The organism is Nocardia sp. NPDC050435, assembly GCF_040655395.1.
In the GTDB taxonomy this organism is placed as follows: domain Bacteria; phylum Actinomycetota; class Actinomycetes; order Mycobacteriales; family Mycobacteriaceae; genus Nocardia.
The window spans coordinates 43,267-63,165 of the sequence record NZ_JBFAJW010000005.1 but is presented as its reverse complement, the minus strand read 5'-3'; the positions used below and the strand labels follow the sequence as shown (position 1 = coordinate 63,165).

Annotated in this window: 20 protein-coding genes; 11 read left to right on the top strand and 9 right to left on the bottom strand. The window is 68.5% G+C overall.

The genetic code is table 11. The features are described from left to right. Nucleotides 1-67 precede the first annotated feature (67 nt). Complete coding sequence (locus AB0I43_RS16235) at nt 68-886, bottom strand: hypothetical protein (RefSeq protein ID WP_357432359.1); 819 nt, start codon at nt 884-886, stop codon at nt 68-70. A 461-nt stretch (nt 887-1,347) separates the two neighbouring features. Between AB0I43_RS16235 and AB0I43_RS16230 the strand changes: the two genes are divergently transcribed. After that, complete coding sequence (locus AB0I43_RS16230; protein WP_357432357.1) at nt 1,348-2,136, top strand: ATP-grasp domain-containing protein; 789 nt, start codon at nt 1,348-1,350, stop codon at nt 2,134-2,136. Nucleotides 2,137-2,233: 97 nt separating this feature from the next. Here AB0I43_RS16230 and AB0I43_RS16225 read toward each other — a convergent pair whose 3' ends face one another. Next, nucleotides 2,234-2,578 (bottom strand): hypothetical protein, encoded by a 345-nt coding sequence (locus tag AB0I43_RS16225; RefSeq protein ID WP_357432355.1) that lies wholly within the window; start codon nt 2,576-2,578, stop codon nt 2,234-2,236. 271 nt (nt 2,579-2,849) lie between these two features. Here AB0I43_RS16225 and AB0I43_RS16220 point away from each other — a divergent pair, with 271 nt between their 5' ends. After that, the gene (locus AB0I43_RS16220; RefSeq protein ID WP_357432353.1) at nt 2,850-3,389 is read left to right on the top strand and encodes a pyridoxamine 5'-phosphate oxidase family protein; all 540 of its coding nucleotides are present in this window, start codon (nt 2,850-2,852) and stop codon (nt 3,387-3,389) included. Between the two features lie 34 nt (nt 3,390-3,423). Further along, entirely contained in the window at nt 3,424-4,239 is an 816-nt protein-coding gene (locus tag AB0I43_RS16215; protein WP_357432351.1) for a helix-turn-helix domain-containing protein, read from the top strand. Here AB0I43_RS16215 and AB0I43_RS16210 read toward each other — a convergent pair. Continuing rightward, on the bottom strand, nt 4,236-4,841 hold the full coding sequence (locus AB0I43_RS16210; protein ID WP_357432350.1) for a hypothetical protein: 606 nt from the start codon (nt 4,839-4,841) through the stop codon (nt 4,236-4,238). The genes AB0I43_RS16215 and AB0I43_RS16210 overlap by 4 nt on opposite strands. 105 nt (nt 4,842-4,946) lie before the next feature. Between AB0I43_RS16210 and AB0I43_RS16205 the strand changes: the two genes are divergently transcribed. After that, a complete protein-coding gene (locus tag AB0I43_RS16205) occupies nt 4,947-5,399 on the top strand; it encodes a VOC family protein (protein WP_357432349.1) in 453 nt (150 codons plus the stop codon). 75 nt (nt 5,400-5,474) lie between these two features. Next, nucleotides 5,475-5,957 carry a hypothetical protein gene (locus tag AB0I43_RS16200; protein WP_357432347.1) on the top strand — a complete coding sequence of 161 codons (483 nt, stop codon included), beginning with the start codon at nt 5,475-5,477 and terminating at the stop codon, nt 5,955-5,957. 2 nt (nt 5,958-5,959) lie between these two features. On the opposite strand, the gene AB0I43_RS16195 is transcribed toward AB0I43_RS16200, so the two are convergent. Next, nucleotides 5,960-6,559, bottom strand: a complete 600-nt coding sequence (locus AB0I43_RS16195) for a TetR/AcrR family transcriptional regulator (RefSeq protein ID WP_357432345.1) — start codon at nt 6,557-6,559, stop codon at nt 5,960-5,962. A gap of 161 nt (nt 6,560-6,720) precedes the next feature. On the opposite strand from AB0I43_RS16195, the gene AB0I43_RS16190 reads away from it, so the two are divergent. Further along, nucleotides 6,721-7,572, top strand: a complete 852-nt coding sequence (locus AB0I43_RS16190) for an alpha/beta hydrolase (RefSeq protein ID WP_357432344.1) — start codon at nt 6,721-6,723, stop codon at nt 7,570-7,572. A 34-nt stretch (nt 7,573-7,606) separates the two neighbouring features. Beyond that, the gene (locus AB0I43_RS16185) at nt 7,607-9,994 is read left to right on the top strand and encodes a glycoside hydrolase family 3 C-terminal domain-containing protein (RefSeq protein WP_357432342.1); all 2,388 of its coding nucleotides are present in this window, start codon (nt 7,607-7,609) and stop codon (nt 9,992-9,994) included. Between the two features lie 13 nt (nt 9,995-10,007). On the opposite strand, the gene AB0I43_RS16180 is transcribed toward AB0I43_RS16185, so the two are convergent. Then, complete coding sequence (locus AB0I43_RS16180) at nt 10,008-12,038, bottom strand: M13 family metallopeptidase (RefSeq protein WP_357432340.1); 2,031 nt, start codon at nt 12,036-12,038, stop codon at nt 10,008-10,010. A gap of 509 nt (nt 12,039-12,547) precedes the next feature. Here AB0I43_RS16180 and AB0I43_RS16175 point away from each other — a divergent pair. Both AB0I43_RS16175 and AB0I43_RS16170 read left to right on the top strand, forming a co-directional pair. Continuing rightward, complete coding sequence (locus AB0I43_RS16175) at nt 12,548-14,326, top strand: CocE/NonD family hydrolase (RefSeq protein ID WP_357432338.1); 1,779 nt, start codon at nt 12,548-12,550, stop codon at nt 14,324-14,326. Between the two features lie 25 nt (nt 14,327-14,351). Next, nucleotides 14,352-15,701, top strand: a complete 1,350-nt coding sequence (locus AB0I43_RS16170; protein ID WP_357432336.1) for a wax ester/triacylglycerol synthase family O-acyltransferase — start codon at nt 14,352-14,354, stop codon at nt 15,699-15,701. A gap of 4 nt (nt 15,702-15,705) precedes the next feature. On the opposite strand, the gene AB0I43_RS16165 is transcribed toward AB0I43_RS16170, so the two are convergent. Then, nucleotides 15,706-16,041 carry a cupin domain-containing protein gene (locus AB0I43_RS16165; protein ID WP_357432334.1) on the bottom strand — a complete coding sequence of 112 codons (336 nt, stop codon included), beginning with the start codon at nt 16,039-16,041 and terminating at the stop codon, nt 15,706-15,708. A gap of 71 nt (nt 16,042-16,112) precedes the next feature. Here AB0I43_RS16165 and AB0I43_RS16160 point away from each other — a divergent pair, with 71 nt between their 5' ends. Together AB0I43_RS16160 and AB0I43_RS16155 are read left to right on the top strand one after the other, a co-directional pair. Beyond that, entirely contained in the window at nt 16,113-17,051 is a 939-nt protein-coding gene (locus AB0I43_RS16160; RefSeq protein ID WP_357432332.1) for a helix-turn-helix domain-containing protein, read from the top strand. 42 nt (nt 17,052-17,093) lie between these two features. Continuing rightward, complete coding sequence (locus AB0I43_RS16155; protein ID WP_357432330.1) at nt 17,094-17,585, top strand: nitroreductase/quinone reductase family protein; 492 nt, start codon at nt 17,094-17,096, stop codon at nt 17,583-17,585. A 4-nt stretch (nt 17,586-17,589) separates the two neighbouring features. Here AB0I43_RS16155 and AB0I43_RS16150 read toward each other — a convergent pair whose 3' ends face one another. The 3 genes from AB0I43_RS16150 to AB0I43_RS16140 form a co-directional block, all read right to left on the bottom strand. After that, nucleotides 17,590-17,907: a DUF222 domain-containing protein gene (locus AB0I43_RS16150; protein WP_356979576.1), complete on the bottom strand. Its 318-nt coding sequence runs from the start codon at nt 17,905-17,907 to the stop codon at nt 17,590-17,592. A 143-nt stretch (nt 17,908-18,050) separates the two neighbouring features. Continuing rightward, nucleotides 18,051-18,995 carry an NAD(P)H-binding protein gene (locus tag AB0I43_RS16145; protein WP_357432328.1) on the bottom strand — a complete coding sequence of 315 codons (945 nt, stop codon included), beginning with the start codon at nt 18,993-18,995 and terminating at the stop codon, nt 18,051-18,053. Further along, entirely contained in the window at nt 18,992-19,831 is an 840-nt protein-coding gene (locus AB0I43_RS16140; protein ID WP_357432326.1) for a nuclear transport factor 2 family protein, read from the bottom strand. Before AB0I43_RS16140 ends, AB0I43_RS16145 begins: the two co-directional genes overlap by 4 nt. Between the last annotated feature and the right edge of the window lie 68 nt (nt 19,832-19,899).

The following is a 19,899-nucleotide window of genomic DNA, read 5'->3' as shown; positions in this document are numbered from 1 at the left end:
CACCGATGCGCGCGGCAGGGTACGGCCGTTCGTAGCGCTGGCACGAATCATGTTGTGCCCGAATCGGTCACAATGCCTCGACATAATCCTCGGCTGCGGTATCGCCGAGCATCTGCAGGTGCGCGGGCACCAGTGTCGCCGAGCCCAGAAGGGCCTGAATGAGATGGTGGTTCAGGGTGTTGCCGACCGGTTCGCCGATTCCGTCTTCGACCCGCAGACCGGGAATCGGGTCGGGCCCCGCGGACAGCCGTGCACGGACGGTGGCGACGATGTGGGCGGCGGTCTTGGGTGTCCACATCCGTTCGTCCGGCGAATTGTTCAGCTCGTCGGCGACCTGTTTCCAGGAGAGAGGCTGGGGGTAGGGCTCCTGACGCAGATATCGTTGCGCGAGCGCGGTGAGTACCAGCTGCTCGTCCAAACTCAGCCGATACACCTCAGGAGGTGTGGTGAGGCTGTTGTAGGGAGCGGCATGATCGCTTGTCCGCGCGGCGACCAAATGCACTTCCAGCAGATGAGATTGGTGTTTCCGGGAGCCTATGAACAATGGCGTGTAACCGTACTCGACGATGATGTCCTGGCCGGTCAACAGAAGTTTATCCCCCGGTAGCCGGATTGGCAGGCGACCATGATTCCGTATGCGCCACTGTGCGCCGTCGCCTTCGAGCACTCCATGTTTGCGACTGATCCGGGAATCGTTCACTCCGACCGGCACGTGGACATCATCGCGAGACCGGCCGAAGTGGACCGTGAAATTACCGGGGGGAAAGGCGTATCCGTGTTCGGATCCCAGTGCGAAGATGGTGCCGGGCGGAGCGGGCGGTACCCCGCGGGCTAGGCTCCGGATCGACCTGGGCAACATCTGTGGTACGAAACCGGTGATGGCCACCGTGTTTCCTTTCTGTCGAGTGAGACCATCGCACGGTACCGACCTGCGTTCGGGACCAGTGCCGAATGCGGGTTCCCCTGATCGCCGGGCGAAACCCTGTCGCGAACTGCCCTCCGTCGCCGCGCGAACCCGTTTCCAGACATTCCAGTGCAACAGTAGGCTGATCTGCCGCAAGGGCGGAGGCCGAGGCCGCTCCGGTCCAGGCGGCCAGCGGGGCAGGGTGAGTCCCTCTCGCCACCGCGCCGTGGCGTTCGATGTCACGGCCCGGCGAACTTACCGGAGCGCTCGCGGCAGAGATGAACGGTCAGCACATATGATCTCGACCTCGAGATGCGACCCGAACCTGCAGCAGTCCCGATCGATGCGCAGGCACCGCGAGCGGCGCGGACAGCGCCCCAATCACTGACTGCCCCAACAAGATTGCCGAGCACCACCGCGCTCGGCATGGATAGCATCGTGCCATGCGACCGCAATGGCTCCTCGATCTGGACGAGGAATTCCCCGGCTCCGCTCTCGTCGCGGCCGAGCTCGACGATGCCCTGATCGTTCGACCACGGGACGCGATGACGGGACGCTGGCCCGTAATCCAAGACGGCCGCCCGATGGTCGGCTACGGCACGATGCCCACGATGAGAAGCCTCCGTCGCGTGCCGCGGCTCGGAGAAGCGGTCTTCGACGACTACACGATGCTGCGCTGCTCGTTCTACTACCGGCACATCTACGACCTACTGGGACGCACCGCCATTTTCGTCCCGTTCTCGGCAGTCCCCGGTCTACCGCTGCGACGCATGTTCGCCAGCGACCAGGTCTTCCTCCGCAGTGATACGAACTACAAGCTGTTTCCCGCAGGCGTGCATGCGATTACAGAGCTGAAGCACTGGCTCGATATCTACGACCAGTACCGAGACGAGCTCGTCGTCGTGTCGGAGGTCGTGTCCTTCGAAACCGAGTACCGCTGCTTCTGCCGCGACGGCCGCTTCGTGTGCGGAAGTTCGTATCCGGCCGAGCCATACCTTCCCGTCCCCGACCACGTTCGCGGTTTCGCCGAAACCGCGGCGCGGCGGCTACTCGCTCACGGCTGCACCATGGTCACCATCGATGTCGGCGTCGATACCACCGGCGCGCTTCGCCTCGTCGAACTCGGCGGCGTGAACAGCTGGGGCATCTATGGATCCGACGTCACCGCGTTCATCACGGCGATGGAAGCCGAAGCCCTCGCTCGTGCGGACATGTTACGACCAGGCCAGTGAGGATGCTCATCGAAACAATTCCCATGTGGACCTAGGGCTGCCCAACACAGCCGAATCCGACGGAACGTGCTTCGGATGAGGATCCCCACGAGACGGTTCACGACACCCGGTAGATCCAGGTGCCGTTACAACCCCGACCGTCGTACATGTCTCGATCGAAACGCCATTGGCCCTGCGGGGCCACGATCCGCCAGCCGCCGTCCGAGTTGACGATCTTGCGACCACCAATGGACAGAACCGAATCGGTGTAGCGGTCTATAACCCAGGACTTGCCTGTGTATGGCTTGTTCTTCACGGTGACCTCCACGGCGGTAGCCCTGTTGTTCTCCACCACCAGGCATGATCCTCTCGAGTAGTCGGCCTGGGCGATCGGAGCGGTCAGCACTGCGGCCACCCCGGCACCGGCCATGCCCATGCTGATTCGAGCGACGATCGACGTCATCTTTCCCCCCATTTTCGGCACTCTGCCCGCACGCAGCGGAGCGACCTCCCGACGCCGGACCACTGCCCGGCTTATCGCTATATGTCTTATCGAGGTGAACCTGCGAAAGGCTGAAAGAACCCTTGCAGGGCGGATCCGTACCTGCCGTGAGCCGAACTGGACTTCCGCAATTCGAAATCCAACACCTCGGTGACCGTGACCTCGGCTTCGGCGATGAATTCCCGGAGTGAGGATCGTCTGTTCTAACAAGACGACGACCGGAGGCGAGACGATGAAAGCGAAGAATCTGGACGACTCCAACGGGATGCGGGTCCAAGAGTGGGAGACAGTGACCGGGGTGCTCGACAGCGGTATTACGCAGGCGCCGGATACCGGCGGGCCCAACCGCTACACCACCTGGCTGACGACGATCAACGGGGACGGAACCCCGCACGTCACGCCGGTGGGTGCGGCCTGGGTGGATGGGGTGTTCTGGTTCCAGACCGGTGACATCACGCAGAAGGCGAAGAACATCGCGCGCGACCCGCGCAGTGTGGTGAGCGTGTCCGCGCACGATTTCGATCTCGTCGTGGAGGGCGTGGCCGAGAAGGTGGAGGACGCGGAGGTTGTGGCGCGGGTAGCGGCGGTGTGGGCCGAAGGTGGCTGGCCGTGCGCCGTCGACGAGTCCGGTATCGGACTGACCGCGCCGTTCAACGCGCCCGCGGTGGGCCCGGCGCCGTGGCGGGTCTACCGGATCACGCCGCGCTCGGCGGTGTCGGTCTCCACCGTGGAGCCGGGTGGCACGACCCGATGGACGTTCACCGAGGCTTGACGCGAGCGCGCCCGTGCGCGTTAGCATTTCGAGCATGGGCTGCGCCGGCGGCGAGACGGCGGTGTGGGAGGTTCGGCGGCCGCCGCGGCCGCGCCTCCCCGGCGTCCGCATGGCCGGGTTCCGCGACCGCGGCGCCACGCCCGAGGGCCATCGCGCGATCCCGCATCCGGCGGTCACCCTGCTACTCGAATTCGGTTCCAGCACACCGCTCGTCGACACCACCACCGGTGCTCGCCGGGCCGGCAGCCTGGTCGCGGCGGCCGGGCCGGCCGCGCTGTGGGTGCACGGCGATCAGGTCGAATGCATCCAGATCCGTTTGTCTCCCGTGGTCGCCCGCGCGATTCTGGGCGTCTCCCCCGCCGAACTCGAGGGCGCGGTGGTTCCCCTGGACGAGCTGTGGGGCCGGGAGGCGCGGCGGATCTGCGAGCAACTGAGCGAAACCGGCAGCTGGGCCGGACGTTTCGCACTGACCGAAGCATTGCTGGCCCGCCGGCGCAGCACCGCCACGGTGGACCCCGAGATCGCTTGGTGCTGGCGGCAACTCACCCGCAGCCGCGGCCGGATCCGGGTAGGCACGCTGGCCGCCGACGTCGGCTGGAGCCGCAAGCGCCTGTGGTCCCGCTTCGACGCCCAGCTCGGCATGCCGCCCAAGCGCGCCGCCGGTCTGATCCGCTTCGATCACGCCGCGCACCTGCTGGCCGCCGGGATGGGTGCGGCCCGCGCCGCGGCCGAGAGCGGCTACGCCGATCAACCGCATCTGCATCGCGATGTGGCCGCGTTCACCGGGCTCACCCCGAGCGCCCTGGCCCGGGAACCCTGGCTGGCGGTCGACGATCTCGCCTGGCTCTAGGCGAGGATGGCGGGATCGAGGAACCTCGGGTCGACGGCGGCGTCGCTCTCCTGCTCCGCCTCCTCGGCTTCGGCGAGCAACTCGACGAGTTCGAAGAAACGCTCCTCGACCGGACGCAGCGCGTCGACCACGCCGACCAGGTCGAGATCGGAGCTGAACCGCGCCCGGGCCGGTCCGACCGCGAGCGTCGCCAGCCAGCCGTCCCAATCGGCCGTGCCGAGCACACCGCTGGTCTCGGCCCAGAACAGAACGGTCGCGGGCGCGGCGGCGACCTGCCCGGCGGCCGCGAACAGCAGCAGCGCCGTATAGATGTCGGGCTCGCGGAACCCGAAGTACATCAGATACGCCTCCAGCGCGCTGTCCCGATGCACCAGCACACAGGTGGAATACGGGTCACCGGCGCTCTCCGCGAAATACTCACGGGCCGTGACGCCCACCTCGGCCTGCTGCCACCGCGCCGGTTGACCATCCCAGAACCGGCCCTCGAACATCGCCTCCGGGTTCTCCACGACCGCGACCTCCGGCGCGGCCGTATCGAGCCACTGCTCGAATTCCTTGCGGCTCATCGGGATTCGGGTGGCCAGCAGAAAGCTGTCCGACACGGCGTTCTCCTCATCGCGATCGGTGTGGCGGCACTGCCCGAAATCCTAGGGCGCGCCGCCGCGATCGGGCACGTTTGTCGGTGGTCTTGGCTAGCGTCTACGGGCATGGCACTGAGTTGGAAACTGGTAGTCGACAGCGTGAACGCACCCGTCCTCGCCGACTTCTGGGCGGCGGCGCTGGAGTACGAGGTGGAGGATCCGACCGCTCTGATCGAGCAGCTGCTCGCGGGCGGGCAGCTGCCGCAGGCGGCGGTCGTGGAGCACAACGGCCGCAAGAACTTCCGCGGGCTCGCCGCCGTACGCCACCCGGAGGATCCCTTCGACGCGACCAGCGGCATCGGGCAGGGCCGGCGCATCCTGTTCCAGGATGTTCCCGAGCCCAAGACAGTCAAGAACCGCCTACACATCGATGTCCACGGCGCGCCCGGCGGCTTGGAGCAACTGGCGTCGCGCCTGGAGGAACTCGGCGCGACGCGCGTCCGCGAGGTCGATCAGGGCCCGGCCGGGCACTGGTGGGTCATGCGGGATCCGGAAGGCAACGAGTTCTGCGCCACCTAGCCCAGCAGCTCAGGATCATGCAAAGTAGTCGCGCGAACCCGCCGGAACGCCGAGGGATTCGCTAGGTTGCCAAGCATGGCATCCCGTTGGGTTCTCGCGCTCGCCGTGTCCGTCGCCGCGCTGGCCGGGTCGGTCGCCGGATCGACACCCGCCGGGGCGGCGCCACCGGTGGTGGGCTGCGAGTTCACGCCGACCCCGGACAATCCGGCGGCGCGGCCGGTGGTTCCGCCGCCCGCGTTCGCCCCGACGCTCGGCACGCTGGATGTGACATTCCACTTCACCTCCGGCCCGGTGACCATCCGGCTCGATCGGGCCGGCGCCGCACCGTGCGCGGTGCAGAACATGACCAGCCTTGTGCTGCAGCGCTTCTACGACCAGAGCCGGTGCTGGCGGCTGACCGACAGCGCCCGCCTGGGCGTCCTGCAGTGCGGTGACATCTACGAGGTGGAGAAAGGCGGACCGGGCTACCGGTTCCCGGACGAGGTCGACGGTTCGGAGACCTACCCGCGCGACGGCGCGCCCGCCCGGCCGGTGACGATCACCACCGCGACGTTGTGACCTCAGGCCGCGATCGCGGCGATCACGGTTTCGATGTAGGACCGGAACAGGCCGGGCATATCGACGTTGTCCGGGTCCAGCAGCCACTGCAGTTGCAGGCCGTCCATCATCGCGAAGACCTGGCGGGCCAGCCCCCGGGTGTCGGTGCCGGGCCGGATGGCGCCGTCGGCGACGCCGTGCGAAAGCGCTTGGGCGAGATCGGCTTCCAGCCTGTGGTACCGGGTGGTCGCCCACTGGTGCGCGGGATGGTCCGCGGTGACCGATTCACCGGTGACGACGGTGAAGAGCTGGACCAGGCCGGGCACGTGGGCATTGTGGTCGACGAGCCGGGCCAGGCGGCGTAGCGCGTCGAGGCCGCGTGGCGCGTCGCTCCACTCCAGCCGCTGGGCATCGATCCGGTCGCGATATTCCAGGACGGCGGCGAGCAGCGCGGCCTTGGAGGGGAAATGGTGCAGCAGGCCGGGCTGGGACAACCCGCACAGCGCGGCGATGTCGGCGATCGAGGATCCGTGGAATCCGTTCTCGGCGAAGGATTTCAGGGCCACGTCGAGGATCATCTCGCGCCGTGCCGCGCCGCGCGGCCGGCTTCGGCGTTCCGCCATTCCAGCTCCTTTCCGATCGCTCGAGACTAGTGGCCGGGCCAGGACGCTCCGGCCACGAGACCCACATATCTCGAATAGATAACATTACCGAGTGATCGCTCGGTTTGCACGGAATACGCTGGCAGACTCGGCCCCGGACACGCAGTACCGGAAGGACCCGCATGAGCGCGCACAGCACCGACATCGTTCCGAGCACCGTCGACGGCGGCTACGGAACCCTCGCCGTCTGGGAAGCCGTGCCGCCGCCCGGCGTGCCACTGCGCGGCACCGCGCTGCTCGTCCCCGGATTCACCGGCTCGAAGGAGGACTTCGAGGCCCTGCTTCCGCTGCTGGCCGCCGCCGGGTACCGGGCCGTCGCCTACGACCAGCGCGGGCAATGGCAGTCCGACGGCCCCGAGGACGTCGCGGGCTACACCATGGACGACTTCTCCGGCGACCTGCTGAAGGTCCTCGACCAGGTGGCCGGCGACGAGCCCGTGCACCTGGTCGGCCACTCTTTCGGCGGGTATGTCGGCCGCGTCGCGGTGGTCGCCCGGCCCGAGCGCTTTCGCAGCTTCACGCTGCTGGCCTCGGGTCCGTCCTCGGTGCAGGAGATCAACTTTCCGCCGCCGAGCCTGGTCGCCCAGGCGGTCGAGGCGGGCGGCCAAGAGCTGATCTGGCAGCAGATGAGCACGGCCATGTTCGCCTCCGGCCTGACCCCCGCGCCGGAACGGCTGGAGTTCCTGCACCAGCGCATCCTGGCCACCAAGAAGGCCAACATTCTCGGGATCCTGCGCACGATGGAGGTGCCGCCGCTGTCCGACCCGGCGCAGCTGCGCGCGGCCGGGGTCCCGCTGCTCGTCGCCTACGGCGACACCGGCGATCTGTGGGCGCCCGACGTGCACGAGCGGTTCGCCGAGCAGCTGGGCGCGCGCCGCGCGGTGTACCCCGGCGTCGGCCACCTGCCCAACGAGGACGTGCCCCAGCAGGTGTGCGCGGACCTCGTCGACTTCTGGGCCGCGTCAGTAGCCTGAAATTCGCCATCCGACTTTCTGAGAGGACAGCAGCATGGACGACCGCATCGAAGAACTGCTCGCGAAGCTCGACCTACCGGGGAAGCTCCGGCTGATCTCGGGGTCGGGCATGTTCCGGATGGCGGGGGACCCAGCCCTCGGCCTGGCCGAGATGCCGGTCTCGGACGGCCCCTCGGGTGTGCGCGGCGAGCACTGGGACGAGCGTGACCCGTCGGTGAGCCTGCCCTCGGGCACCGCCGTGGCGGCGAGCTGGGATCCGGAACTGCTGGCCGAGATCGGTGCGCTCATCGCGCACGAGGCCCGGCGCAAGGGTGTTTACGCGGTGCTGGGGCCGACCATCAATCTGCACCGATCCCCGCTGGGCGGCAGGCATTTCGAATGCTTCTCCGAGGATCCGGTGCTCACGGCCGAGATGTCGGCCGCCTACGTCACCTCGGTGCAGGCGCACGGCGTGAGCGCCTGCCCGAAACACTACGTGGCCAACGATTCCGAGACCGACCGCTTCACCGTCGACATCCAGGCCGACGACCGCACGCTGCGCGAGTTGTACCTGTATCCGTTCGAGCGCAGCGTGCAGGCCGGGGCGTGGATGGTCATGGACGCCTACAACTCGGTGCACGGCGTCACCATGACCGAGAACCGGCTGCTCGACGAACCGCTCAAGGGCAGCTGGGGTTTCGACGGCGTCGTGGTCTCGGACTGGACCGCCGTGCGCTCCACCGCGGGCGCCGCCAAGGGCACCGACCTCGCGATGCCCGGGCCGCCGATGCTGTGGGGCGCGCCGCTGGAGGAAGCCGTTCGTCAGGGCGAGGTGCCGGAATCCGCCATCGACGAAAAGGTCCGCCGAATCCTGCGTTTCGCGATCAGGGTCGGTGCGCTGGACGGCGAGCCCACGCCCGCACCGGAATTCAGTGACGCCCAGGCGCAGGAACTCGTGCGCCGGGCGGCCGCCGCGGGCATGGTGCTGGTGCGCAACGACGGCGTGCTGCCGCTCGCACCGCGGACCGAGATCGCGCTGCTGGGCCCGCATGCCGCGCTGCCGCGGTTCATGGGTGGCGGCAGCGCCACCGTCATCCCGGCGCACACCACCACCCCGCTCGAGGGGCTGGAAGCCGTTCTCTCCGTGACGCATACACCCGGGGTCCGGCTGGCCGAGAAGCTGGTCCCGGTGCCGCTGGAGCTGGTGACCGACCCGGAGACCGGCACACCCGGCCTGTCGCTGCGGTACCTGGACGGCGACACCGTCCTGGACACCCAGCACCGCACCGCGGGCAACCTCATGCTCTTCGGCGACAAGAAGGCCGCCGAGGCCGGCGCCATCGAGATCCGCGCCCGCCTGCGCGCGGACGTCGCGGGCGACTGGCAGATCGGGGTCGGGACGCTGGGCGAGGCCCGGCTCGAACTCGACGGCGAGACCGCCATTTCCGAGACCATCACCTTCGAGGGCACCGACCCGGTCGGCGCGATCCTCTATCCGCCGCAACGTTCGGTCACCCGCGCCCTGGCGGACGGTCAGGAGGTCGAGGTGCGCATCACGGTGGCGACGCCGCCGGCGATTCCGGGGCTCGGCGTCGTTCTCGGGCTCACCTTCGGCGTCACCCGGCCGCAGCGCTCCGAGGAGGAGGAATTCGCCGCCGCGGTCGACGCGGCCCGTAAGGCCGATGCCGCGGTGATCGTGGTCGGTACCACCGAGCAGATCGAATCCGAGGGCTTCGACCGCACGGACCTGCGGCTGCCGGGCCGTCAGGACGAACTGGTCGCCGCCGTCGCGGCCGTCAATCCACGCACCATCGTCGTGGTGAATTCCGGTGCGCCCGTCGAGCTTCCGTGGCGCGACGACGTGGCGGCGGTGCTGCTGTCCTGGTTCCCCGGGCAGGAGTTCGGCGCCGCGCTCGCCGACGTGCTGACCGGCGCCGCCGAACCCGGCGGCCGCCTGCCCACCACCTGGCCCGCGCGCATCGACGACGTGCCGGTGCTGAACACCACCCCGGACGCCGCGGGCGCACTGCGCTATTCCGAGGGCATCCACGTCGGCTACCGGGCCTGGCTGAAAAACGAAGTGGCACCGGCCTATCCGTTCGGGCACGGTCTCGGCTACACCACCTGGGAGCTGAGCGATCTGAGCATCACCGGGCGCACCGCCACCGTCACGGTCACCAATACCGGCGACCGCGCGGGGCGGCAGGTGCTCCAGGCCTACCTTTCGCGGGAAGACAGCGAGGTCGAACGCCCGGTGCGCTGGCTGGCCGGATTCCGTGGCGTCACCGTCGAACCCGGGGCCTCCGAGACGGTGACGCTGGAACTGCCGGCTCGCGCGTTCGAGCACTGGACCGAAACGGGCTGGGCCGTCGAACCCGGCGCGTTCACCCTGCACGTCGGCACCTCGGTGACCGAACTCCCGCTCACGGCCGGCATCGCCTGAGCTCGAACGACACTCAGAGCGTGACCCGCTGGTCCGGCGGCAGCCACATCGCGTCGCTGTCCCGGACCTCGAAGGTCTCGTAGAACTCGGCGAGATTGCGCACGGTCTGGTTGCACCGGAATTCGGCGGGCGAGTGCGGATCGGTGGCGATCTGTGCCCGCAGCGACTCCGGTGTGGTCTTGGTGCGCCAGGTCCGGCCCCAGGATTCGAAGACCGTGCGCAGCGCGGGCGTGACGCCGTCGCGCTCGGCGGCCAATCGGACCGCGGCCAAGGCGATCTGCAGACCGTGCAGATCGGCGAGGTTCTCCCCCACCGTCAGCGCGCCGTTCACGTGCGCGCCGGCGGGCAGGCCCTCGGGTACCAGCGCGCTGTACTGCTGGATCAGCTGGTCGGTCTTGGCGTCGAACGCCGCGCGGTCCTCGGGGGTCCACCAGTCCTTCAGGTTGCCGTCACCGTCGTAGCGGGAGCCCTCGTCGTCGAATCCGTGCCCGATCTCGTGGCCGATCACCGCGCCGCCGGCGCCGTAGTTCACCGCCGGTTCGGCGTCGGTGTCGAAGAACGGCGGCTGCAGAATGGCGGCGGGGAAGACGATTTCGTTCGCGTTCGGGTTGTAGTAGGCGTTCACCGTCTGCGGGGGCATCACCCATTCGGACTTGTCGACCGGCTTGCCGAGCCGGTCCAGCATGCGCCGGTCGCGGAAAGCGAGTGCGGCGCGCAAGGATTCGACCAGTTCACCACGGGTGACGCGCAGCCCCGAGTAGTCCGGCCAGGTGTCGGGATAGCCGAGTTTGGGGGTGATCTTGTTCAGCTTCACGAGGGCGGCGGCCCGGGTGGCCGGTGACATCCATTCCGACCGCTCGAAGTCGAGCCGGTAGGCGGCGAGCAGATCGGCCACCATGTCCTGCACCCGCTGCTTGGACTCGGCCGGGAAATACCGTGCGACATAGATCTTTCCGAGCTGGTCGCCGAGATAGTCGTTGACGGTGGCGAGCGCGGTCTTCCAGCGCTCCGGCTGCTGCTGGGCTCCTTCGAGCACCTTGCCGAAGAAGTCGAAGTAGGCCGTGGCGAGATCGGCGGGCAGATACTGCGCGAAGACGCGCACCAGGCCGAGCTTCAGATACTCACGCCAGAGGGCGAGGTCGACGTCCTGCCACAGCTGCGCGGCGCCGGTCACGAACGACGGCTCGCGCAGCACCACCTGACCGAACAGCTCCCGGGGCCGGTCGGTGCGACCCGCCAGCCAGCGGTCCCAGTCGAATCCCGGTGCGGTGCCGACGAGTTCGGCCCAGCTGCGCGGGTTGTAGGTGGCGTTCGGATCGCGCTCGCGCACGTTGTCCCAGAACAGCGCCGCGATCCGGGTTTCCAGGTCCAGGACCCGGTGCGCCAGCGGCACCGGGTCGGCGAAACCGGCCGCCGTGGCGGCACGTTCGAGGAAGGCGCGATACGCCGCGAGTTGTTCGGCGGCCTCGGGCTTGCGGTAGTACTCCTCCCCCAGGCCGATACCCGACTGAGAGATCGTCGCGATGTTCGCGGCGGAGTTCTTCGGGTCGGGGCCGACGTCGAGCCCGATCAGCCCCGCCAGCGGCAGCCCGCCCATCACCTGGGCGAGATCGGCTTTCGAGGCGGCGGCATCGATGCCGGCGAACAGGTCCGCCAGCGGCGTCATCCCCTTCGCCTCGAGGGCGCGCGTGTCCAGCACCGCGTCATAGAGGTCGCGCACCTGCTGCGCCTCGCTGCCCGCCGCCGGATGGCGAATCGCCTCGACCAGGTCGCGCAACTGCGCCTCGGTGCGATCGGACACCTCGGCGAAGGTCCCGTAGGACGCCTTGTCCGGCGGCAACCGATACTCCCCGAGCCACTTGCCGTTGACGTAGCGGTACAGATCGGTGCGCGGCGCGATGCCCGGATCCGAGCCCGCCAGATCCACCCCGGTCAGCCGTTTGGGCGCCTCGGTCCGCTCACAGGCCGCCAGCGCGGGCAGCAGGCCCAGACCGACCAGGAAACTACGACGGTCGAGATTCACCGAACGCGCGGACGTGCTCACGGAACTCCTTCTGCAGACGACGTGTACAGCGGGAACTGCCTCGAACGCCGGCCGACGTTACCCGCCGCCCCCGCCGCGCGCCGAAGCGGGTGCGTTTTCATCTTCATACCTCGAAAGCTCGAAATAGAAGGAAACACAGGAGTCGTTCATGTGTAAAGAAAAATGCACTCTCGCCGTGTGTGGATTTCGGAACGACTCGCATCAAAACCATTGCGCGAGAGGGACTATCGACCGCAGCAAGGTCATGCTAGGCTGGCCTGACCAGTTCGAATAGCACCTCTGCATCACCATTCGCCGCGCACCGAGAGCCGCTTGCCGTGCTGCCCGGCGTTTTGCTCGACCATTCCTGCTTGCACCGAATTACCGCCTGCGCCCAGGAGAAGACCGTGGCCGATGATTTATCGAAAACAAGCGAGAATGCCGCCACGAAACCGGGTCCCACAATTCGATTCGATATCGGCCCGCCCAAGTATTCCCATATTCACCGATTTCGAAACATTCCCATTCCCATGAGCGACGGCACCGTGCTCTACGCCGACATCGCGCACCCCGGAGACCAGGCCGGACCGACCGCCGCCCCGCGCCCCGCCGTGATCACCTTCACGGTCTACAACAAATGGCTCGTGGAACTGGCGGAGTCGCGCGTGGTCCGCGCGTTGGGCCGAGCGGCGGGCCGGCTCGGCGCCGGCGAGTCCGCCGGCCTCGGCCGCCTGCTGCGCACCCTCGCCGGCGGCACACCGGACGCCGCGGCGGCCAACCACACACTGGTCAGCCGCGGGTATGTCTACGTCCTGGTCGACGTGCGCGGCACCGGCGCCTCCACGGGCGAGTGGAAGTTCCTCGGAATCGACGAGCAGCGCGACTACCTCGAAGTGATCGACTGGGTGCGCGACCAGCACTGGTGTCGCGGCGATTTCGCGCTGGCCGGCATCTCCTATCACGCGATGGCCGCGCTCACCGCCGCCGGCCTGCGCCCCGCCGGCTTGAAGGCGGTGTTCGCGATCGAGGGGGCCGAGAACGCCGACCGCGAAATCGCCTATGCCGGTGGCGTTCCGTCGCCGTTCACCCTCGCGTGGACCTCGGTCATCACCGCCGCCAAGTTCCTTCCGCCGCTTCCGGTGCTGCTGCGGGATTCCACGCTGACCGGTTTCCTGCGCGATCGCCTGTCCGCGCCGCTGGCCTGGCTGGATCGCGTCCTGCCCGGGTATCTGCGCGACGACGACCCGGATCTGTACCGCAACGAGAAGTGGGCCGAGCGGTGGCCCGACCTGGAGGCGATCGAGGTGCCCACCTTCCTGGTCGGCGGCTGGCACGACATCTTCAACCACTCGCCACTGCGTCTCTACACCCGCCTCGACCTGCCGCCCGGTCGCAAACAGGTCCTCGTCGAGGACAGCTACCATTTCACCCCCGGCTCCGCGCTCGGCGCACCGGGCAACCCGCCCGGCCTCGACGAGTTGCAGTGCGCCTGGTTCAACCGCTGGGTCGAGAACGAAAGCAACGGCATCGAGCACTACGGGCCGATCGTCCTGGGGCAGCTCAACGGCGAGTGGATCGCGCAGGCGGAGTTCCCGCCGCCGCAGGCCCAGCCGGCCCGGTTCTACCTGACCGGCGACATCGGCGGCAGCGCAGCGCATTCCGGATACGACGGAGCGCTCAGCACCGCGGCGCCGATGGTCGGTAGACCGATCACACTGCGCGACAACGGTTTCCACCTGACCTCGGACAATGCCGCGATCGCCACCGGCGGCCTGATCACCGCGTTCGGCCGCGCTACCGTCGACCAGCGCGGCGAGGAGAAATCAGCGGCCACTTTCACCACGGTGCCCTTCGCCGCCCGGACGATCATCTCCGGCCCGATGAGCCTGCACCTGGTCGTCGACACCACCGGCCACGAGGCGCTGTGGGTGGCGACCGTATCCCGGGTGGACAGCGCCGGCGCCTCCTCCGGGCTCGCCCACGGCGCGTTGCGCTCCTCCCTACGCGCCCTCGACACCGACGACAGCCGCTACGCCGACGGCGAGCTCATCGAGCCGCGCCATCCGCTCACCGCCGAGTCCGTGCAGGAGGTACGTCCCGGCGAACCGCACGAACTCGACATCGCACTCAACGCGGTGGAGGCGGTCCTCGACGCCGGGGATCGCCTCCGGGTCGCGGTCCGGCGGGCGAGCTTTCCGCGGCACGTCGTCCCGCCGGGCCTGCGCCGGATCCGGGGAACCCAGCGGATTCTCCTGGATCCGGCCCGGCCCAGCCATCTCACGCTCTGTCTGTACCGCCCGCAATCGTGAAACGCCGAGCCGAGAGACCGCACCGATGGAACTGATCGCACCGCTCGATTCCCTATTCCTCCTCGCCGAAGCTCGCACGAAACCGATGCACTTCGCGACCTTGCAGCTGTTCGAGCCTCCAATCGGCGGCGGACCGGATTTCGTCGCCGACCTGCACCGGCGACTTCTCGCCGACACGGAGGTGCACCGCACCTTCCGCAAGCATCCGGCGCGGGCGTTCCTCGCGGACAAGGTCCGATGGGAGACCGCCCCCGAGATCGAGCTGGCCTACCACGTGCGCCGCCGGACCCTGCCCGGTGCGGGCGATCACCGGGAACTGCTGGAGCTGATCTCGGATCTGCAGAGCGCGCTGCTGGATCGTTCCCGTCCGCTGTGGCGGGTGTACGTCATCGACGGGCTCCGCGACGGCCGGTTCGCGGTCTACATCAAGTGGCACCATGCCGCATTCGACGGAATATCCGCGCAGCGCAACATTATTCGCAATCTCAACGCGGATCCGGCCTGCCCCGACGTGCGCGGGTGGTGGCATTCGCGAAGCCAGCGCGCGAAGCACGACACGGATGGGATCGGCTTGCGGCGCGGACTCGCCACGGCGCTACGATTCACGCCCGGGCTGACCGGTCAGATCTCGAAAGCGTTGTGGCAGAGCAGGGTTTCGACGCCATTCGACACACCGTCCTCGATGTTCAACGTTCCCGTGCACACCGCCCGGCACTGCGCCGCCCGCTCGTGGCCGCTGGACCGCATGACATCGATCCGCAAGGCCACCGGAAGCACCGTGAACGACGTTCTGATCGCCATGATCAGCGGCGCGCTCCGCCGCTATCTCCTCGGGCGCGACGCCCTGCCCGACCGCCCGCTGATCGCGATGGTGCCCGTTTCGCTGCGTGCCGGCGACGGCGGCGACACCGGCGGTAACCGGGTGGCGGCCGCGCTGTGCGACATCGCCACCGATGTCGCCGATCCCGCCGTGCGCATGGACCGCGTCATCACCTCGATGCGGAACGCCAAAGCCGTGCACTCGGCATTGTCCCCGGTGCAGTCCATGGCTTTCTCGGCACTGATGCTCAGCCCCATCGCCCTGACGCTGCTGCCCCTCTCGGCCCCGGCGGTGGCCACCGCGCCGGTGAACATCGTGATCTCCAATGTTCCGGGCCCGTCGAAACCGTTGTACTGGAACGGGGCTCGGCTCGCGGCGAACTATCCGATGTCGATCGTGCTCGATGGGCTGGCGCTGAACTTCACCATCTCCAGCACCATGGACACGATCGACTTCGGCATCGTCGGATGCCGCGACGCCGTGCCCGAGCTCGACGGCTTGCTCGACCACCTGGAGATCTCCCTGATCGAATTGGAGAGCGCCACAGCAGGTTAGGGGCTCAGCCCTCGGGATAGAAGAGGAACAGGGTGCAGCCGGTCCGGCTCGCGGGCAGGTGCCAGGTGCCGGCCGGGGCGTGCAGGAAGGTGCCCGGCGGGTAGTCGCGGGCGCCGTCGTGGAAGGTGCCCGCGACGACGTAGACCTCCTCCGGGCCCGGCTCGTGGACATCCCGGCGCGGCCAGGTGCTGCCCGGATCCATCTCGAGCACGTTGGCGTGCGCGCCGGAGGGGCCGCGCCACAGGGGGCGCAGCCGGATTCCGGGAAAGAGTTCGCGGACCGGGGATTCGGCGACGGACGCGGAGGTGTAGCCCGGCTGGGCCAGGATTTCGGGATGCATGGTTGCCACGCTGCCGCACGCCGCGCACGCCGGACAGTGTCGGGAAAGACACCATAGGGTACTTTTCTGCCATGCATCGAGTGGTGGCGCTGGTCCGGCCCGTGCAGCCGACCTTCGAACTCGGCTGTGCCGTCGAGGTTTTCGGGACGCTTCGGGACGGGATCCCGCAGCACTACGAGTTCGAGGTGTGCACCGAGACGCCCGGCCCGGTCCCGACCACGGCCGGGTACGCGATGTCCGTGCCGCGCGGGCTGTCGGCACTCGCGGCCGCGGACACCGTGCTCATTCCGGGCTGGTCGCCGGTGGAGGCGCCGCTGCCGCCGCGGGTGCGGCGCGCGTTGCTGCGCGCCCACGCCCGGGGCGCGCGGCTGGTCACGATCTGCTCCGGTGTGTTCGCGCTGGCCCGCACGGGCCTGCTCGACGGCCGCTCGGCGACTACGCACTGGGCGCGCGCCGAGCAGCTGGCGCGCGAATTCCCCGGCATCCGAGTCGAACCGGACGTGCTCTATATCGATCACGGCGATGTCGCCACCAGTGCCGGGGCGGGCGCGGGCATCGACCTGTGCCTGCACCTGGTGCGCCGCGATCACGGCGCCGCGCACGCCGCCCTGCTCGCCCGGCACATGGTGCTGCCGCCGCACCGCGAAGGCGGCCAGGCGCAGTACGCCCCCGCCCCACCGCCCGGGGACGCGCTCGACGGCCTGCTCGAGTGGATCACCGCGCGCCTGGATACTCCCGTGTCGGTCGGCGACATGGCCGCCCACCTCAATGTCTCCTCGCGTACCCTGGCCCGGCGCTTCGCCGAGCAACTCGGCACAAGCCCCGGTGCGTGGCTGCTGGCCCGCCGCGTCGCCGAGGCGCGCCGGCTGCTGGAACAGACCGACCTCTCCGTCGACGCGATCGCCGGCCGCGTGGGGCTCGCGTCAGCGGTCAATCTCCGCCGCCGCTTCCGCGACCAGGTCGGCACCACGCCGGGCGCCTATCGCCGTGCGTTCCGAATTCCCGGGTGAATTAGGACCGCAACTGTCCTATCTGCCGGACATACTCGAATCATGAGCGAAACGACCCCGGCACAGGCCGACATCACCGACTACAACGATCCCGACGCGCCGTGGAACCAGGCGTGGGACCAGGAGGGCGGCATCGCCAACTGGAACGACGACGTGATCGAGGAGTTCCGGGCGAACTCGGGCAAGGTGGGCGGCGCCTACGCGGGCGGGGATCTCATCCTGCTCACCACCACCGGAGCCAAGAGCGGAAAGCGGCACACGACGCCGCTGGGTCCGCTCTACCGGGGTGACACCCTGTACGTGAGCTCGTTCATCGAGGACAAGTACCCCGCCTGGTGGTACAACATCAAGGCGAATCCGCAGGTCACCGTCGAACTCCGGGACAAGACCTACCAGGCGTCCGGCCGGGTGCTCGAAGGTGCGGAGTACGACGAATTCGCGGGCTGGGTAATGGCCAACAACCCGCTGCTGGCGGACTTCCAATCCAAGGTCGACCGTGCGGTTCCGCTCGTCGTGCTGACCCTCGGGAGTTGAGCGCTCAGCTCGCGGCCGCCAGCACCCGCCACACCTTGCGGGAGCGGGCCCGAACCTGCGGAGCCGCGTATTCGATCCGCCGCCGCGCTTCGTGCGCGCTGATCCGCAGCAGATCGGTCAGCAACTCCACGGTGTCCCGATAGCCGGTGTCCGCGGCGAGCCCGCGGCGCTCGGCTTCGGCGACGGCCGCGCGCATGGCGGCATCCAGCCGCCTGCGGCGGCGTTCGGTCTCGACGAGAATGCGCAGCAAGTCGACATCGGCCAGGTCCGGCCATCCTGCGGCCCGCTCATCCGGCGCGAGCGCGGTCGAATGTGTGTTCACGCGACGCAGCCTACCGCACGATAGAACGTATGTTCGATCAATCGCCGCACTCGTTTCGGGCGAGTCTGCGTCACTGTCGCGCGCGGAGCCCGCCGAAGACCGGGTAGGCCGTCAGCATGCGGCCCGGGTCGACGGATGATCGTTCATCGCTCGACTGTCCGAGGGAAACGGGACGGATTTCGGAATGCGTCCGGTGGCGCGGCAGCGACGGCCAGCAGACAGTCACGCAGCGGAGCCGGGGTGATGTCGTCGAACGGTGCGGCGCGTGCGGGATCGACTATGTAGTCGAATCGGTTGCCGCTGAGCAGATATCGGCAGAATTCGTAGGATTGACCGGTGAGCGTCGCTATGAGCCGGGCGTCGACTCGCGCGCTGTCGAAGGGGGTTCGGACGATCATTCGCCGGCGATGCAGGCCCAGGACGTCGATCAGCCCTCGGACGAGTTCCTCGTGCGTCGGCTGGGCCGAGGCGGGCGCGTCCACCGATCGGCCCGCGAATTCGTCCCGAGTTCCCACGCGGTAGAGACATTCGGTCGCCGTCGGCGCATCGAGCACAGCGACGCGGTTCGTGCGCCACGGCCCCAGCGGGAGCACCGGCGCGCGTTGGACCAGCCGCAGATACGGTAGCGGCGCGCGCGAACCGGGGCCCAGAACCATGCCCGCCCGCAGCGCCGACATACCCGGCAGACCTGCCCGGAGAATTCGTTCGACCGCGAGCCGATTGCGTTGATAGCGAGGGACTTCCGCACCGGGCGGGGGCGCGAGCATCGTGCAGAAGACCGCGCGCGCCAGCCCGGACGCCGTCGCCGCGCGCACGAACCGATGCGCCGCCCGGACATCCCGTTCGTCGGTTTCCTCGGCACTGTCGAGCGCGTGCACGAAGTAGAACGCGACATCGATTCCGTCCAGAGCACGATCCAATCCGGATCCTGTGACGACATCTCCCGTGACGACGTCGTCGAGACCGGGGACGGCCCGGGTTCGGTCACGAACGAGCCCGCGAACCATGTGGCCGCCCAACGCCAATCGGCGCGCGAGGTTCGACCCGTTGTAGCCGCTGGCTCCGACGATCAGCGTTCTGGCGATCATCGCCGTGCCGCCGCGACCTCGATCGCCGCGTAGGAACCGGTGAGCGCGACCATGATCAGTGCCGCCCGGATCGGGACATCGCGCCGGGCCAGGTGGGTGAGACCCGCGACGGTGTCGGAGATGTCCACTGCCAGAGCGAATCTCTTCCATCGCGCGCGCTCCTGCGCGCCGCTGGTCAGGTAGGCCGCGCCCATGGCCAGCGCTCGCGCGCCGTAGATGCGGGTCAGGTAGGTCGTTTCGGGTGTGGGCCGCACGCCGACGAGCCTGCCGAACCGCCGCGGGGCGGTGAGCGAGACGATCGCGAGGGCCAGCCGTCCCAACGCCAGCAGGTTCAACGCGTTGCCCGGCGGCGCGGCCTCGGCCTCCTGGCGCGAGCGACGAAAACGCGGAAGCAGCAGTCGTGTGGCGAGGAGCGGGTGCGCGAGCAGCCGCGGGAGCAGCGGCATCGGGTCGAAATAGGTGTCGTTGCTGACGAAGTTGCCCGCGCGCAACACGATTCGGTCCACGATGTCGACCGCGATCGGCTGACCCGCCAGGGTGCCGGCGAGGGTGAACTCGATGAGCACCCCGTCCTCGGTCGGACCCCAGCGATGCACGACGCCGTGCAGATCGGGCACGACCGCGAACACGCCGGTGAACATGCGCTGGAACCCGGCCTGACCTCTTCCGCTGCGCGACAGCGGCTGACGCTGCTCACTCGCCGCCGTGATACGCGGGAGGAAGTGCGCGATGAACGCGTCCCGCTCCCCCTTGGCCATGCCCTCCCGGAAGAACTCGACGAACTCGGCCCGGTCGCCGCAGTCGACTACCTCTGACGACGAATCATTCTGTGCCATAACGGTTTCCTCACCCCTCCGACCCTGAACTGCCTTGCCGCCACCGTAACATAACTTTTTGAAGTGCA

Excerpts from the sequence above, each read along its gene's own strand:
- AB0I43_RS16225 (WP_357432355.1), bottom strand. The coding sequence starts at position 2,578 with ATGACGTCGATCGTCGCTCGAATCAGCATGGGCATGGCCGGTGCCGGG.
- AB0I43_RS16190 (WP_357432344.1), top strand. The coding sequence starts at position 6,721 with ATGAGCGCGCACAGCACCGACATCGTTCCGAGCACCGTCGACGGCGGC.
- AB0I43_RS16200 (WP_357432347.1), top strand. The coding sequence starts at position 5,475 with ATGGCATCCCGTTGGGTTCTCGCGCTCGCCGTGTCCGTCGCCGCGCTG.
- AB0I43_RS16160 (WP_357432332.1), top strand. The coding sequence starts at position 16,113 with ATGCATCGAGTGGTGGCGCTGGTCCGGCCCGTGCAGCCGACCTTCGAA.
- AB0I43_RS16165 (WP_357432334.1), bottom strand. The coding sequence starts at position 16,041 with ATGCATCCCGAAATCCTGGCCCAGCCGGGCTACACCTCCGCGTCCGTC.
- AB0I43_RS16145 (WP_357432328.1), bottom strand. The coding sequence starts at position 18,995 with ATGATCGCCAGAACGCTGATCGTCGGAGCCAGCGGCTACAACGGGTCG.
- AB0I43_RS16140 (WP_357432326.1), bottom strand. The coding sequence starts at position 19,831 with ATGGCACAGAATGATTCGTCGTCAGAGGTAGTCGACTGCGGCGACCGG.
- AB0I43_RS16230 (WP_357432357.1), top strand. The coding sequence starts at position 1,348 with ATGCGACCGCAATGGCTCCTCGATCTGGACGAGGAATTCCCCGGCTCC.
- AB0I43_RS16175 (WP_357432338.1), top strand. The coding sequence starts at position 12,548 with ATGAGCGACGGCACCGTGCTCTACGCCGACATCGCGCACCCCGGAGAC.
- AB0I43_RS16155 (WP_357432330.1), top strand. The coding sequence starts at position 17,094 with ATGAGCGAAACGACCCCGGCACAGGCCGACATCACCGACTACAACGAT.
- AB0I43_RS16220 (WP_357432353.1), top strand. The coding sequence starts at position 2,850 with ATGAAAGCGAAGAATCTGGACGACTCCAACGGGATGCGGGTCCAAGAG.
- AB0I43_RS16170 (WP_357432336.1), top strand. The coding sequence starts at position 14,352 with ATGGAACTGATCGCACCGCTCGATTCCCTATTCCTCCTCGCCGAAGCT.
- AB0I43_RS16205 (WP_357432349.1), top strand. The coding sequence starts at position 4,947 with ATGGCACTGAGTTGGAAACTGGTAGTCGACAGCGTGAACGCACCCGTC.
- AB0I43_RS16215 (WP_357432351.1), top strand. The coding sequence starts at position 3,424 with ATGGGCTGCGCCGGCGGCGAGACGGCGGTGTGGGAGGTTCGGCGGCCG.
- AB0I43_RS16185 (WP_357432342.1), top strand. The coding sequence starts at position 7,607 with ATGGACGACCGCATCGAAGAACTGCTCGCGAAGCTCGACCTACCGGGG.
- AB0I43_RS16195 (WP_357432345.1), bottom strand. The coding sequence starts at position 6,559 with ATGGCGGAACGCCGAAGCCGGCCGCGCGGCGCGGCACGGCGCGAGATG.